The sequence below is a fragment of the Bradyrhizobium sp. 45 genome (genome assembly GCF_023073155.1).
Classification (GTDB): Bacteria; Pseudomonadota; Alphaproteobacteria; order Rhizobiales; family Xanthobacteraceae; genus Bradyrhizobium; species Bradyrhizobium canariense_D.
Genome location: NZ_JADPIX010000143.1, coordinates 269,414 through 283,280, shown reverse-complemented (window position 1 = coordinate 283,280; position 13,867 = coordinate 269,414). Strand labels below are relative to the sequence as shown.

The 13,867-nt window shown below is 65.1% G+C and carries 12 protein-coding genes; 7 read left to right on the top strand and 5 right to left on the bottom strand.

The window, feature by feature from the left end; translation table 11 throughout:
- Positions 1-23: 23 nt before the first annotated feature.
- Positions 24-1,127 carry a DUF2336 domain-containing protein gene (locus IVB42_RS33800; RefSeq protein ID WP_247393957.1) on the top strand — a complete coding sequence of 368 codons (1,104 nt, stop codon included), beginning with the start codon at positions 24-26 and terminating at the stop codon, positions 1,125-1,127.
- A gap of 10 nt (positions 1,128-1,137) precedes the next feature.
- Here IVB42_RS33800 and IVB42_RS33795 read toward each other — a convergent pair whose 3' ends face one another.
- A complete protein-coding gene (locus IVB42_RS33795; protein WP_018456891.1) occupies positions 1,138-1,776 on the bottom strand; it encodes a DUF1109 domain-containing protein in 639 nt (212 codons plus the stop codon).
- Between the two features lie 2 nt (positions 1,777-1,778).
- A complete protein-coding gene (locus IVB42_RS33790; RefSeq protein WP_085352255.1) occupies positions 1,779-2,324 on the bottom strand; it encodes a sigma-70 family RNA polymerase sigma factor in 546 nt (181 codons plus the stop codon).
- Between the two features lie 293 nt (positions 2,325-2,617).
- Here IVB42_RS33790 and IVB42_RS33785 point away from each other — a divergent pair, with 293 nt between their 5' ends.
- The 6 genes from IVB42_RS33785 to IVB42_RS33760 all read left to right on the top strand — a co-directional run bounded on the left by IVB42_RS33785 (position 2,618) and on the right by IVB42_RS33760 (position 7,864).
- The gene (locus IVB42_RS33785; protein ID WP_085362360.1) at positions 2,618-3,283 is read left to right on the top strand and encodes a hypothetical protein; all 666 of its coding nucleotides are present in this window, start codon (positions 2,618-2,620) and stop codon (positions 3,281-3,283) included.
- A 162-nt stretch (positions 3,284-3,445) separates the two neighbouring features.
- Positions 3,446-4,225, top strand: coding sequence for an enoyl-CoA hydratase (locus IVB42_RS33780; protein ID WP_018456894.1), 780 nt, complete (start codon positions 3,446-3,448; stop codon positions 4,223-4,225).
- A 222-nt stretch (positions 4,226-4,447) separates the two neighbouring features.
- The gene (locus tag IVB42_RS33775) at positions 4,448-5,845 is read left to right on the top strand and encodes a TolC family outer membrane protein (RefSeq protein ID WP_247393960.1); all 1,398 of its coding nucleotides are present in this window, start codon (positions 4,448-4,450) and stop codon (positions 5,843-5,845) included.
- 24 nt (positions 5,846-5,869) lie between these two features.
- Entirely contained in the window at positions 5,870-6,427 is a 558-nt protein-coding gene (locus IVB42_RS33770; RefSeq protein ID WP_085362357.1) for a hypothetical protein, read from the top strand.
- A gap of 51 nt (positions 6,428-6,478) precedes the next feature.
- The gene (locus IVB42_RS33765) at positions 6,479-7,441 is read left to right on the top strand and encodes an amidohydrolase family protein (RefSeq protein ID WP_247393962.1); all 963 of its coding nucleotides are present in this window, start codon (positions 6,479-6,481) and stop codon (positions 7,439-7,441) included.
- A gap of 54 nt (positions 7,442-7,495) precedes the next feature.
- Entirely contained in the window at positions 7,496-7,864 is a 369-nt protein-coding gene (locus tag IVB42_RS33760; RefSeq protein WP_247454627.1) for a hypothetical protein, read from the top strand.
- Positions 7,865-7,873: 9 nt separating this feature from the next.
- On the opposite strand, the gene IVB42_RS33755 is transcribed toward IVB42_RS33760, so the two are convergent.
- The 3 genes from IVB42_RS33755 to IVB42_RS33745 form a co-directional block, all read right to left on the bottom strand.
- Positions 7,874-10,990, bottom strand: coding sequence for a CusA/CzcA family heavy metal efflux RND transporter (locus IVB42_RS33755; RefSeq protein WP_085352250.1), 3,117 nt, complete (start codon positions 10,988-10,990; stop codon positions 7,874-7,876).
- A 35-nt stretch (positions 10,991-11,025) separates the two neighbouring features.
- Positions 11,026-12,270 carry an efflux RND transporter periplasmic adaptor subunit gene (locus tag IVB42_RS33750; RefSeq protein WP_085352249.1) on the bottom strand — a complete coding sequence of 415 codons (1,245 nt, stop codon included), beginning with the start codon at positions 12,268-12,270 and terminating at the stop codon, positions 11,026-11,028.
- 145 nt (positions 12,271-12,415) lie between these two features.
- The gene (locus IVB42_RS33745) at positions 12,416-13,828 is read right to left on the bottom strand and encodes a CoA transferase (RefSeq protein WP_247393966.1); all 1,413 of its coding nucleotides are present in this window, start codon (positions 13,826-13,828) and stop codon (positions 12,416-12,418) included.
- Positions 13,829-13,867: the final 39 nt, after the last annotated feature.

Here is a 13,867-nt window from a genome sequence, read left to right as displayed (position 1 = left end):
GCCGAACGCGCCAGGACAGGGCAATGAGATCTAAATCCGCCAAATCATCCGAGAATCTGCTCGAGGAATTGCAAACCGCGCTCTCGCACGGCACCGTCGCGCACCGGGTCGAGACGCTGCGCCGCGTCACAGATCTCTTCGTGGGCAACGCCTCGCACTATTCCGACGACCACGTTCGTGTGTTCGATGACGTGTTCCAATGCCTGATCGAGCAGATCGAGACGTCCGCCAAGGCGCTGCTCGCCGACCGCCTCGCACCGATCGCGGCTGCGCCGCCGAAGATCATCCGCACGCTCGCGCTCGACGAGGTGATTGAGGTTTCCGGCCCGGTGCTGTCGAAATCCGAACGGCTGGACGAGGAGATCCTGATCGAGATCGCGCGCACCAGGGGTCAAGCCCATCTCAAGGCGATCTCGCTACGGCGGGTGCTGTCGGAAGCGCTGACCGACGTGCTGGTGACCCGCGGCGACGAGGACGTGGTGCAATCGACCGTCAGCAATCCGGGTGCGCAACTGTCGGAGGGAAGTCTCGCCGACCTCGTGACCCGCGCCGAGCGTGACGACGACCTCGCCAGTTGCATCGGCCTGCGGCCCGACTTGCCCCGCCATCATTATTTGAAGCTGGTCGCAAAGGCCTCCTTGGCCGTGCGCAGGAAGCTGGAGGCCGCGCACCCCGAGTTCGCGGACGACGTGTCCAGCGTGGTCCAGGAAGCGGCCCAGCGAATCCGCGCCGCCAGCATGACCAGGCAGACCGAGAGGGCGCGCGCGCTGGTGAAGTCGCTGCATGAGGACGGCCGCCTCACCGAGCTCCAGGTCGCCACCTTCGCGGAGCAGGGCAAGTTCGACGAGACCAATGCGGGGCTCGCGGCGCTTGCGGGCGTCGCAGTCGAGACCGCCGAGACCATGATGATCGAAAGCCGGATCGAGGGCGTGATGATCCTCGCCAAGGTCGCGGCCATGCAATGGTCGAGCGTCCGCGCCATCATTGCCCTGCGCGAGAAGCTCTCAGGCGGCTCGCAGACCGACATGCTGACGCTACGCGACGCTTACGAGGCGCTGCGCAGCTCGACCGCGCAGCAGGTGCTGCGCTTCCACCGCATGCAGCAGGGCGCGACGCCGGCGGCGTGAAGCCGGCGAGCTAGTAGCGTAGGACCCTCGCCCCCACGAGCGCGCCAATTGCCGCCACCAACGCGGTGGCGAGCGTGTACCAGGTCGCGACGAACAGCGGCGAGTCGTCGGTGCAGTGTGAAGCGTACAGCGTCGCGGCGAGCCCGGCCGACACCAGGCCGGCGAGAGCCCCGGCGAGCGCCGGATGGGACGGCGCGCCGTGACGCAGGCCGAACAGGGCCCCAGCAAGCAGCGGCAGCGACATCGCAGGGATTGCGAACAGGCATACCCTGGAATTCTTGCCCACCAGTCGCATCGTCATCGGCATGGCCGGCGCCATCATCGCCTCGCTGCCGATCGCCACCGCGAGCAGCCCGACCGGCAGCAGCAGTAGCCAGCCCCAGCCACGCAGCAAGGCCTCGGGACGCGACAGATGCAGGCTGACGATGATCGCCGGGATCGCGAGCGACAGCGTGACCGCGAACTTCATGTCGAAGAACGGGTTGTGCATCGCGCTCATCACGTCGTGACGCACACCGAGAAAGGTGGCGAAGATCAGGATCGACAGCGGCGCAGCGACCAGCAGCGCCATGGTCAGCACCGCGCCGACGCGCGGCGGACGATGGGCGTTGTCGGCCGCGAGCGAGCGAATGAGTTGATCGGTGTCCATGACTACTGGTCCCGCAGTTTGGCAGTCAGCGCGGCAAGTCCGCGATGTAGCGCGACCCGCACCGCGCCCTCGCTCATCGAATATTTCACCGCCGTGTCCTTGATCGACGTGCTGTCGACCGCGATCGACTGCAACACGTCGCGCTGGCGCTGCGGCAGCGTATTGAGCTGGCTGGCGACTTCGCCGGCCGAGACCGTCTCCTGCGGCGCCTCGCCCGGCAGGGTCTCGGCGAAATCGTCGATGTTGACGAAGATCCGCCTGCCCCGTCGCCGCAGCATGTCGATCAGCTTGTTGCGGCCGATCGCAAACAGCCACGGGGCGAAGGGGGCTTCGCTGTCCCAAGTGTGCCGCTTCAGATGCACCGCCAACAAAATCTCCTGCACGATATCCTCGGCCTGGTCGGGAGGCTGCCCGGCCCGAGCCAGGCCGCGCCTCGCGGCAGCGCGCAGCACAGGCGTGACCGCCTTCAACAGGCGATGATACGCCGCGTCATCGCCTGCCATGGCCGACCGCATCAGGCCGGTCCACTCGTCCTCACGTCCGCGCACGCGCGCCCCTCACCATGCAATTCGGCCGCTCTTTCAGTTTGTTACGCTGGCATCAGCCAGATCACGAATTCGTGATCTGACTTGGCCACGCGACCGATGCGGCCGTCAGGATCTGCGACGGCTCATAACACCGATCGGTCCAGTCCGCACCCCGCGGCCGGCTGCGAAGGCAGCGGTTTTGCCGCGCTTTTGCCGGGTGTGGCCCGAAGATTCCCATTTTCCGCCCCGCTGTGGTCACGCCCCAGGGTCTCTGTTCAGTCCCGGGACGGGCGGAATTTGGGGAGATCGTCAACATGATGAAAGCCAGCGGGCGCGCGGCCCTGATTGTCCTGGCCGGGCTTTTCTTGCTGTTCGGGGGCGTTGCACAGGCGGCGCCGAATTCAGCCGCAAGCAGCAAGTCGGACAGCGCGGGCAAACAGGCCGACACGGTCAAGCCGACCAAGCAGCGGCATCACACGTCGCGTCACCGCGACAACACCAAGACGGCAGAAAAATCCGACGACAAGGCCGACAAGAAGGACGCCGCGGCAACGGCCGATGAGACGAAGGCCGACAATCGTGACGCGCCGACCTCGAGCCAGATGCCGCCGGAAGTCGCCAACGCCAATGCGCAACTCGCCGCCGCCGATACGCCGACCGCGGCTGCCGCTTCCGCAATGACGGGCCGGGCCAACGACAACGTCCAGGCCGCGGCCGATAATACCGCCGCCCCGAACGCCGAGGGCCAGGTCGTCGCACCCGATCAGCTCAACGACATCGACCGCGCCTTGCAACAGGACAACACGCCGGCGCAGAGGGCGGTGATCGCCGCAACCGACGCGCAGCCGCGTCCGGCGCCGGTGATGGCAAGCAGCCAGCAGAGCTCGGCTTGGGACCAGAGCTCCCTGATCGGAAAAATCTTCATCGGCGTCGGCACGCTGCTGACGCTGGCCTCAGCCGCGCGCATGTTCATGGCGTGACTTTGGCTTGATTTTGGCCTGATCGCCGGCCCGCGGGACCTGGTCCGGAACGCGCATCTGGCCGCGTGTTCCGGCCGTCCTTGCGCCGATGGCTTTGCGGCCTCTTGAAGCCCACCGCGCCAGCGGGCACATTGCCCGGTCAACCAAAAGCGTGGGTGGAGCATGAGCACGTTCGAACACATCATCGTCGAAAGCAAAGGCGCGGTCGGCATCATCAAGCTGAACCGGCCGAAGCTGCTCAACGCACTCTCCTTCGGCGTCTTCCGCGAGATCGCCGCGGCCGTCGACGATCTCGAAGCCGATAACGCCATCGGCTGCATCGTCGTGACCGGCAGCGAGAAGGCGTTTGCTGCCGGCGCCGACATCAAGGAGATGCAGCCGAAAGGCTTCATCGACATGTTCTCGGAGGATTTTGCCGCGATCGGCGGCGATCGGGTCGCGCGCTGCCGCAAGCCGACGATCGCCGCGGTCGCAGGCTATGCGCTCGGCGGCGGCTGCGAGCTCGCGATGATGTGCGACTTCATCATCGCCGCCGACACCGCCAAATTTGGTCAACCCGAAATCACGCTCGGCACCATCCCCGGCATCGGCGGCACCCAGCGCCTGACCCGTGCGATCGGCAAGTCCAAGGCGATGGACCTTTGCCTCACCGGCCGCATGATGGATGCGGCCGAAGCCGAGCGCAGCGGCCTGGTCAGCCGCATCGTTCCCGCCGACAAGCTGATGGACGAGGTGATGGCCGCGGCCGAGAAGATCGCCGCGATGTCGCGGCCCGCGGTCGCGATGGCCAAGGAAGCGGTCAACCGCGCCTTCGAGACCACGCTCGCCGAGGGCATGAGCGTCGAGCGCAACCTGTTCCACTCGACCTTCGCACTGGAGGACCGCTCCGAGGGCATGGCGGCGTTCATCGAGAAGCGGAAGCCGGTGAACAAGAACAGGTAAAGGCAGGCGAGCGGTCAGGCTGGTGTAAGGCTCTGCCGCTTTCCCGCAGAATCCGTGTGACGTGCCTGCAACAAGCACGGAATACATGGGGGTTTCCCCCGCGGCAGTTTGCCTGCGGGACCTCGGCTGGTTAAACAGCTAAGAGAGCCGCCGTCGGCGGGGGCGGACAGCCGGGATTTGCGGGATTACATGATTGGGCGTGCCGCCAGAGCTGGTCGCGTGATGACGCGGCATCGATCGGGCGTGGCTCCTGTGCTCGCGACATGGACCACGCTGGCGCTGTGTTGCGCCCTGCCTTCCGCCGCACGGGCGGAAGCGCTGGCGGAGGCGCTCGCCAAGGCCTACCAGACCAATCCGCAACTCAATGCCGAGCGTGCGCGGCAGCGCGCCACCGACGAGAACGTGCCGCAGGCGCTCGCCGGTTACCGGCCACAGATCGTGGCAAGCCTCAGCGCCGGGTTGCAATCGGTGCGCAACCTGCTGCCCGACAACACCATCCAGACCGCCAATCTGAAGCCATGGATCATCGGTGTCACCGTGTCGCAGACCCTGTTCAACGGTTTCCGCACCGCCAACAACGTGCGCGCCGCCGAACTCCAGGTACAGTCGGGCCGCGAGGCGCTGCGCAACGTCGGCCAGGGCGTGCTGCTCGACGCGGTCACCGCCTACACCAACGTGCTCGCCAACCAGTCGTTGGTCGAGGCGCAGCGCTCCAACGTCGCCTTCCTGCGCGAAACGCTCTCGGTCACCCAGCGGCGCCTCAACGCTGGCGACGTCACGCCGACCGACAGCGCCCAGGCCGAGGCGCGGCTCAACCGCGGGCTTTCCGATCTCAACGCCGCGGAAGTCGCGCTGGCGGTGAGCCAGGCGATCTACGCGCAGGTGATCGGCAATGCGCCGTCGCAGCTTCGGACCGCCGAATTCGTCGACCGCTATCTGCCGAAGAGCCGTGAAGACGCGCTGACGATGGCGATCCGCCAGCACCCAGCGGTGATGGCGGCGGGCTTCGACGTCGATGTCGCCTCCACCAACATCCGCGTCGCCGAAGGCGCGCTGCTGCCGAGCGCCAGCGTCCAGGGCAGCGCCAGCAAGAGCCGCAACAACGACCCGACGCTCGGCACCTTCGCCGAAGATCAGGCCTCGATCGTCGCCAATGTCACCGTGCCGATCTACGACGGCGGCCAGGCCGCCGCACAGACCCGGCAGGCCAAGGAAATCACGGCGCAGAGCCGGCTCGTGCTCGATCAGGTGCGCAACCAGGCGCGCACGGCGGCGGTCAGCGCCTGGGTTGCCAATGAAGGCGCCAAGATCGCGGTCTCGGCCTCGGAGTCCGAAGTGAAGGCGGCGACCGTCGCGCTCCAGGGCGTGCAGCGCGAGGCCGCCGGTGGACAGCGCACGACGGTGGATGTGCTGAACTCGCAGGCCGATTTGATCCAGGCCAAGGCCCGCCTGATCGGCGCCAACCGCGACCGCGTGATCGCTTCCTACACGCTGCTCAGCGCCGTCGGCCATCTCGACGTCAAGACCCTGAGCCTGAACACACCGGACTATCTGCCCGAGGTCCACTACCAGCAGGTCCGCGACGCCTGGCACGGCCTGCGCACGCCGTCGGGGCAGTAATTTCAATCGTCTGGCTTGGTGCCGATGAAAAGCCGCCGCATCCATCTGATGGGAGCCTCCGGCTCCGGCGTGACGACGATCGGCCGCGCGCTCGCGAGCCGGCTTGCGCTGCCGCATCACGACAGCGATGATTATTTCTGGCTGCCGACGGCGCCGCCCTACCAGACCACGCGCCCCGCCGCCGAGCGTCTGCGCCTGATGCGCGAGATGTTTCTGCCGCGGCTCGATTGGGTGCTGAGCGGAACGGTCACCGGCTGGGGCGACGAGTTCATCCCATTCTTCGATTTCGTCGTCTTTGTGACGACGCCGCGCGAGCTTCGCTTGCAGCGCCTGCGTGACCGCGAGGCTACGCATTTCGGAGCGGATGCCGTCGCACAGGGCGGCTGGCGTCATGAGGAGGCGGAGTCGTTCGTCGACTGGGCCTCGCACTACGAAGCCGGCGATCGCGAGGGTCGCAGTCTCGCAAGAGATGAGGCGTGGCTCGCGAAGCTGCCCTGCCCGGTCGTGCGCGTCGACGGCTCACGCCCGCTTGCGGACCTCGTCGAGCAGCTATGCAGCGAAGCGCAGCGGCTGCCGGGCTGATGTGATACTGTCACGATGCCACTGCCAAATAATAATACAGGGAGAGAAACCATGCTCAGCCGACGCAGCGTCCTGCTTGCCTCCCTTGCCGCCGGAGTTGCCATGTCGAACAAAGCCCACGCACGTGCCGCGCAGCCCGCCACTCCGGTCAATTTCGACCTCCCGGCCCATGCCTGCGACTGTCACACCCACATCCATGGCGATGTCGAAAAATTTCCGTTCTTCGCGGGCCGCGTCTACACGCCGGAACCGGCTTCGCCGGAGGAGATGGCCGCGCTGCACAAGGCGCTGCATATCGAGCGCGTGGTGATCGTGACGCCGAGCGTCTACGGCACCGACAACTCGTCGACGCTGTTCGGCATGAAAGCGCGTGGCGCGGCCGCGCGCGGGGTGGCCGTGATCGACGACAAAACGACCGAGGCCCAGCTTGACACGATGCAGGCAGACGGCTTTCGCGGTGTCCGCCTCAATCTCGCGACCGGCGGCGTCAACGACCCCAATGTCGGCCGGCCGCGCTTCACCGCCGCAGTCGAGCGCATGAAGGCGCGCGGTTGGCACGTGCAGCTCTACACGACGCTTCCCATGATCTCGGCGATCAAGGACCTCGTCGAGACGGCGCCAGTACCCGTTGTATTCGACCATTTCGGCGGCCTTGAGGCCTCGCTTGGGCTGGAGCAGCCGGGATTTTCCGACCTGGTCGCGCTGGTGAAATCCGGCAAGGCCTATGTCAAGATTTCCGGCGCCTATCGCTCCTCGAAGCTCGCGCCCGATTATCAGGACATGGTGCCCTATGCCGGCGCACTGATCGCGGCGAATGCGGACCGCATCGTCTGGGGCACGGACTGGCCGCATCCGGATTCGAGCCGTGTCGAGGGACGCAAAGCCACCGACATCGCGCCGCTCTACCAGATCGACGACGGCCGCCTGCTCAACCAGCTTCCGGTGTGGGCGCCGGATGCGGATGTGCGCAAGAAGATCCTGGTCGACAACCCGGCGCAACTCTACGGGTTCTGAGTCGCGCCAAGCGCAATTCGGTTCAACGACCGCGACACGGTTCCACAATGAGGCGTGGAACTGTTGTCGCGAAGGCACAAACTCGTTGGACTCACACGAACGTGTTTGTGCTCTCGTCCGTTTCTCACCCTTCTGGTTGAGGCGGCGCTCAGCGCCATCGCGCTTGGGTTCACCAATCCGCTGACCGTCATCCTGTTTCTGGCTGCGCTGCACGCCTTTTCAATGCAGACCGCGGCAGCCCCGCTGATCGCCGGTGTCTTCGTCGGTTCCGCGATCTGGTGGACCGTGCTCAGCACGATCGTGGCAATGGCGCGGTCACGGCTGACGCCGTGCATGCTGTCGATGAGCAGTCGGTTGGCCAGCTTGATGCTGCTGGGCCTCGGCACCATGATGCTGGTGCGGATCGCGCAGCGGATGCTGTGATTGGCGGCGTCAGCGTGCGCGGCGGGAGAAGAAGGAGATCAACACCGGCAGCGTCACCAGGATCACGATAGGGGCGAGCATCATGCCTGTCACCACGACCACCGCAAGCGGCTTCTGCACCTGCGAGCCGATGCCTTCCGACAGCGCGGCCGGCAACAGGCCGATGCCGGCGACGACGCAGGTCATCAGCACCGGCCGAAGCTGCAATTCGCCGGTGCGTATCACCGCGCTCATGCGGTCCATGCCCTCTTCGATGAGTTGGTTGAACTGCGACAGGATGATGATGCCGTCCATCACGGCGATGCCGAACAGCGCGATGAAGCCGATCGCCGCCGAGACACTGAAGGCGGTACCTGTGATCAAGAGACCGAGCACGCCGCCGAAGATGGCCATCGGGATCACGCTCATGGCAAGCAGCGTGTCGGTCATCGAGCCGAAATTGAACCAGAGCAGGACGCCGATCAGCGCCAGCGAGATCGGCACTACGATCGACAATCGCCGGATCGCGTCCTGGAGATTGCCGAATTCGCCGACCCAGTCCATGTGCGCGCCGGGCGGCAGTTGCACCTGAGCGGCGATCTTCTGCTGCGCCTCGCGGATGGCGCTGCCGAGGTCGCGTTCACGTACCGAGAACTTGATCGGCAGATAGCGCTCCTGCTGCTCGCGATAAATGTAGGCCGCACCCGAGACGAGGCTGATGGTGGCGACCTCGCTCAGGGGGATCTGCGTGACGGTGCCGTTCGGTCCGGGCGCACCGATCCGCAAATTCTGGATCGCCTCGGCGCTCCTGCGGAATTCCGGCGCAAGACGAACGATGATCGGGAAGTGGCGGTCGCTTCCTGCCTCGTAGATGTCACCGGCGGTGTCGCCGCCGATCGCGACCTTGATGGTGGCGTTGATGTCGCCCGGCGCGAGGCCATAGCGCGCGGCCTTGGCACGGTTGATATCGATCTGGATCGTCGGCTGCCCCAGTGAGGTGAACACGGCAAGGTCGGTGACGCCCTGCACGGTTGATAGCACCGACTTGATCTTGTTGGCGGTGTCGGTCAGCGCCTGGAGATCGCTGCCGAACAGCTTGATCGAGTTCTCGCCCTTCACGCCGGAAACGGCTTCGGAGACATTGTCCTGGAGATATTGCGAGAAGTTGAACTCGACGCCGGGGAAGCGATCGTCAAGCTGCTTGAGCAGTTGCGCGGTCAACTCTTCCTTGTCGCGGGTGCCGGGCCATTGGCTGGCGGGCTTGAGCGGCGCGAAGAACTCGGCGTTGAAGAAGCCGGCGGCGTCGGTGCCGTCATCGGGGCGGCCGTGCTGCGACACCACGGATTCCACTTCAGGCCGCGCGCGGATCACCTTGCGCATTTCGTTGACGTAGGAGTTGCCTTCCTGAAGCGAGATGGTCGGCGGCAGCGTGGCGCGGATCCAGAGATTGCCCTCCTCCAGCTTCGGCAGGAATTCGAGGCCAAGCAAGCGGCTGAGCGCAACCGTCATCAGTACGAGGCCGAATGCGCCACCGAGCATGATGCCGCGGTTGGCGACCGCCCAATGCAGCACCGGCATGTAGATCCGATGCAGGATCAGCATCACCCTGGTCTCGGTCTCATGAACATGCGCCGGCAGAATGATCGCCGACAGCGCAGGAGTGACGGTGAACGTCGCAAGCAGACCGCCGGCCAGCGCGTAGGCATAGGTCCGGGCCATCGGTCCGAAGATGTTGCCCTCGACGCCGGAGAGCGTGAACAGCGGCAGGAAGGCCGCGATGATGATGGCCGCGGCGAAGAAGATCGAACGAGAGACATCGGCCGCCGCGCTGAGGATGGCGTGGCTTTTCATGCCGAACAGCGTCTCGGACGACATCTGCTCGGATTCCGACATCGGCGTCGTCTGCGTCAGGCGCCGGAAGATCGCCTCCACCATGATGACGGTGGCATCGACGATCAGGCCGAAATCGATCGCGCCGACCGACAACAGGTTCGCCGATTCCCCCCGTAGCACCAGGATGATCACCGCGAAGAACAGCGCGAACGGAATGGTGGCGCCGACGATCAGCGCACTGCGGAGATCGCCGAGGAATATCCACTGCAGCAACACGATCAGCAGAATGCCGATCACCATGTTGTGGAGCACGGTGTGGGTCGTGAGGTCGATCAGGTCGCCGCGGTCATAGATGCGCTCGATGCGCACGCCGGGCGGCAGGATGCTGGAGTCGTTGATGGTTTGAACGAGTTGGTGGACGCGCTTGATGGTTGGCGAGCTCTGCTCGCCGCGGCGCATCAGGACGATGCCTTGCACGATGTCGTCGGACTCATCGAGGCCGGCGATGCCGAGACGGGGCTTCTGGCCGACGGTGACGGTGGCGACGTCCTTGACCAGCACCGGATTGCCGTTGGTCTGCGAGACCATGGTGTTGGCGAGGTCGTCGATCGAGCGGATCAGGCCGACGCCGCGCACCACGGCCGATTGCTGACCGATATTGACGGTGTTGCCGCCGACATTGACGTTGGAATTGCCGACCGCCTGGAGCAATTGCGGCAGCGTCAGGCCGTTGGCGACCAGCTTGTTGAAGTCGACCTGGAGCTCGTAGGTCTTGCTCTTGCCGCCCCATCCGGTGACGTCGATCACGCCGGGCACGGCACGGAAGCGCCGCTGGAGAATCCAGTCCTGGATGGTCTTGAGGTCGAGCACGCTGTAGTTCGGCGGGCCGACGAGACGGTAGCGGAAGATTTCGCCAATTGGACTGAGCGGCGAGATCTGCGGCTGCACATTGCCGGGCAGCGGCGCGAGCTGCGCCAGGCGGTTCAAGACCTGCTGCAACGCCTCGTCATAGGTGTAGGCGAAAGAGAACTGCAGTTTGACGTCGGAAAGGCCGTAGAGCGAGATGGTGCGAATGGTCGTCACGTTCTTCAGACCCGCGACCTGGGTCTCGATCGGAATGGTGATGTAGCGCTCGATCTCCTCCGCCGACAGGCCCGGGCTCTGCGTCACGATGTCGACCATCGGCGGAGTCGGATCGGGGTAAGCCTCGATGTTGAGCTGGTTGAACGCGATCAGGCCGCCGATGAGGACGGCGACGAACATCCCGACCATCAGGAAGCGCCGGTTGACGGCAAGGGCGACGAGGCGATCCATTCAGGTCTTCAGCTTGTCTTTTCCCGGCCCGTCGATCAGCTGCCGGACGCGGCGCGGTCGATGAACAGGCTGCCTTTGGTGACCACCTGCTCGCCGGGCTTGAGATTGCTGGTGACCTCGACGAGATTGCCATTGATGAGACCGATCTTGATCTCGCGCAGCTCGACCGACTTGTCCTCGCGTGCCACCCAGAGGCGGACCTTGTCGGCTTCGTAGATCAAGGCCTGCTTCGGTACCGCCGGCGCGGCGCGGTCGCCGGACGAATAGATCGTTACGTTGGCGAACATCTCCGGCTTCAGCAGACCGTCCTTGTTGTCGATGGTGGCGCGGACCAGCAGGCGACGGGTGTTCGGATCGATCGCGGCGGCGACGTAGTTGACCTTGGCGGTCAAGGGGCGGCCTGGCAGCGCCATCACGTTGACGCTGATGTCCTGCCCGACGCACACGGCAGCCGCATCGCTCTCGCGCACGAAGGCGGTGAGCCAGACGGTGGAGAGATCGCCGACCACGAAGACCGGATCGCTGGCGCCCGAATTGACGTACTGGCCGGGGCCAATTTTACGCTGCACGACCGTGCCTGCGATTGGCGAATAGATCGTGACTTCCGGATTGATGACGCCTTTGTCCTGGAACGCCTTGATGGTCTCGTCGGTGAAGCCGAGGATCCGCAGCTTGTTGCGCGCGGCTTCCAGCGCTGTCGCCGAGGAGCGCATGTCGTTCTGCGCTTGAACCTGGGTCGCTTCCGCCTGCTGATAGTCCTTCAGTGGGATGGCATGGCCCTCGTAGAGGTCCTTGGCGCGCTTGAACTGGATATCGGCAAGATCGATCGCCGACTTGGCCTTGTTCTGCGAGCTCATCGCTGCAATGAAATCGTTCTGGGCCTGCACGGTGTCGGCGGCCTCGATCGTGAACAGCGGTTGGCCTTGCTTCAGCACCTCGCCTGGCTTGGCGAGCAGCTTGGTCACCCGGCCTGCATAGGGTGAAAACACCGGCGTCGAACGGTCCTCGTCGACTGCGACCTTGCCCTCGGTGACATACTCGGCGCGGAAGGTCTTGGCCTTGACCGGCTCGATCGTCAGCGTCGCCCATTCCGACGGCGTCGGCGTGAAGTTCTGCGCATTTCTGCGCGATTGGCTGGAGATCTCGGAGTGGCTCTTCTCCTTGGCTCCCGCATAGAGGAAGCCGTAGGCCCCGGCACCGGCAAGAGCTAGTAAAACTACGGATGTAATGACCCGTTGTTTTGTAAGCACCTGCAATCGCTTGGTATTTTCAACTACCATGGGGCCCGGTCATGTCTGCGATGATACCGGCGGATGCCTGCGTCATCGGTCGCGCTAATAGTGCCGAATTGTAATTTCAAACAACCTAAAAAACGCCGGGCGCCTTTCGGTTTGCGTTAAAAATTTGCGACACGTCAGCTTCACGTCAGCTTATCGCAGGCCACTCTGCCGGATGACTGCCGAGCGGCATCGCCGGACGGCTCCATTGCGCCGGCGTCTTCGACAGCAGTGCCGAATGGCGCACCGCCTTCAACGTGCCGAAGCCAGATGGCATGCCCCCGATGAATGCAGCATGTACGGCCTCACCCGTAATATCCGGGGTATTCAGGCCCTTTTCGAGCCGTCCGAGATTCCACAGCCAGCGCCCGGTCTGCGCCAGCGATACGCGCACGTGCCAGCTGCCACCTTCGCGAGCCTGGCGCGCCTTGGCCATCATCGCGCCGAACGCCATCAGATAGCCAGTGGCGTGGTCGAGCATCTGCGCCGGCAATTCCTTCGGTCCATCGATGCCGGCAGCCTGTCCTTCGGCATGGTTGAACCCGGTCGTGGTCTGCACCAGCGAATCGAAGCCGCGCCGTTCAGCCCAGGGACCGGCATGGCCATAGGCTGACAGCGTCACGTAGACGATGCCGGGGTTGATTGTCGCTGCGTCCTCCGGCGTGAAGCCGAGAGCGGCAAGCGCGCGCGGGCGATAGCCTTGCGAGAAGATATCGGCGTCTCTCAAGAGCTCGCGCAACTGCGCACGCCCGGCCTCGCTTTTCAGCTCGATGAAGGTGGTGAGCTTGCCGCGCCCGGTGTCGATGGTCAGCCACGGAATGGCCGGCAGTTCGGGGCCTGACACGAGCAGCACATCCGCGCCGTGCGCGGCGAGCGTGCGGCCGGCGACGGGCCCCGCGATGACGCGAGAGAGATCGAGCACGCGCAGGCCTGCGAGCGGGCGATCGCCTTTTGGCAATCGTTGCGGCCATGGCTTCGGCGGGGCCTCGCCGATCTTCTCGATCGAGACCAGCGGCAATTCGGCGAGCGCGCGGGCCTGCGGCAGCGCCGACCATTCGTCGTACGAACGCATCAGGGCAACGACGCCGCCCGCGGCGTAGGTCGCAGTCTCGAAATCCTCGCTCTTCCATTGCATCAATGCGGCCTGCACCTTCTCGCGCTCGGGTTCGCAGCCGAGCACCTTGCAGACGGCGTCGCGATGATGCGGGAAATTGGTGTGGCAGCGGACGAAGCGGTTGTCGCCGGTTCTGTAGACGCCGGCGATGGCGTCCCAAGCGGGCGGCGGCGGCTTGTCGTCGACGCGCAAGTAGCGCTCGGAGCGGCATTCGGCGACGGCATGGCGCAGGTCGACGCTGACGTCCTGCGCTTCGCCGCTGCGCAATCTCCAGATTTCGGCGGCGGCAAGGCCGGCGGCGGCGATCGTTGTCTGGCCGGCAATTGCGACGCGAAACGAGGACGGGATCTGCGGCTCCTCGCCCGTCAGCCGCACGCGCGCGAGCGCGGCGGCGTCACCGCCGGCGGAGGTCCAGATGTTGCTGAGAATCTCGGTGGGGCTTTGCATGACCCTTCTCTCCCTTTAGTTTGCGACCATCGCATTAGC

Excerpts from the sequence above, each read along its gene's own strand:
- IVB42_RS33750 (WP_085352249.1), bottom strand. The coding sequence starts at position 12,270 with ATGGTAGTTGAAAATACCAAGCGATTGCAGGTGCTTACAAAACAACGG.
- IVB42_RS33795 (WP_018456891.1), bottom strand. The coding sequence starts at position 1,776 with ATGGACACCGATCAACTCATTCGCTCGCTCGCGGCCGACAACGCCCAT.
- IVB42_RS33780 (WP_018456894.1), top strand. The coding sequence starts at position 3,446 with ATGAGCACGTTCGAACACATCATCGTCGAAAGCAAAGGCGCGGTCGGC.
- IVB42_RS33775 (WP_247393960.1), top strand. The coding sequence starts at position 4,448 with ATGACGCGGCATCGATCGGGCGTGGCTCCTGTGCTCGCGACATGGACC.
- IVB42_RS33785 (WP_085362360.1), top strand. The coding sequence starts at position 2,618 with ATGATGAAAGCCAGCGGGCGCGCGGCCCTGATTGTCCTGGCCGGGCTT.
- IVB42_RS33745 (WP_247393966.1), bottom strand. The coding sequence starts at position 13,828 with ATGCAAAGCCCCACCGAGATTCTCAGCAACATCTGGACCTCCGCCGGC.
- IVB42_RS33800 (WP_247393957.1), top strand. The coding sequence starts at position 24 with ATGAGATCTAAATCCGCCAAATCATCCGAGAATCTGCTCGAGGAATTG.
- IVB42_RS33755 (WP_085352250.1), bottom strand. The coding sequence starts at position 10,990 with ATGGATCGCCTCGTCGCCCTTGCCGTCAACCGGCGCTTCCTGATGGTC.
- IVB42_RS33765 (WP_247393962.1), top strand. The coding sequence starts at position 6,479 with ATGCTCAGCCGACGCAGCGTCCTGCTTGCCTCCCTTGCCGCCGGAGTT.
- IVB42_RS33770 (WP_085362357.1), top strand. The coding sequence starts at position 5,870 with ATGAAAAGCCGCCGCATCCATCTGATGGGAGCCTCCGGCTCCGGCGTG.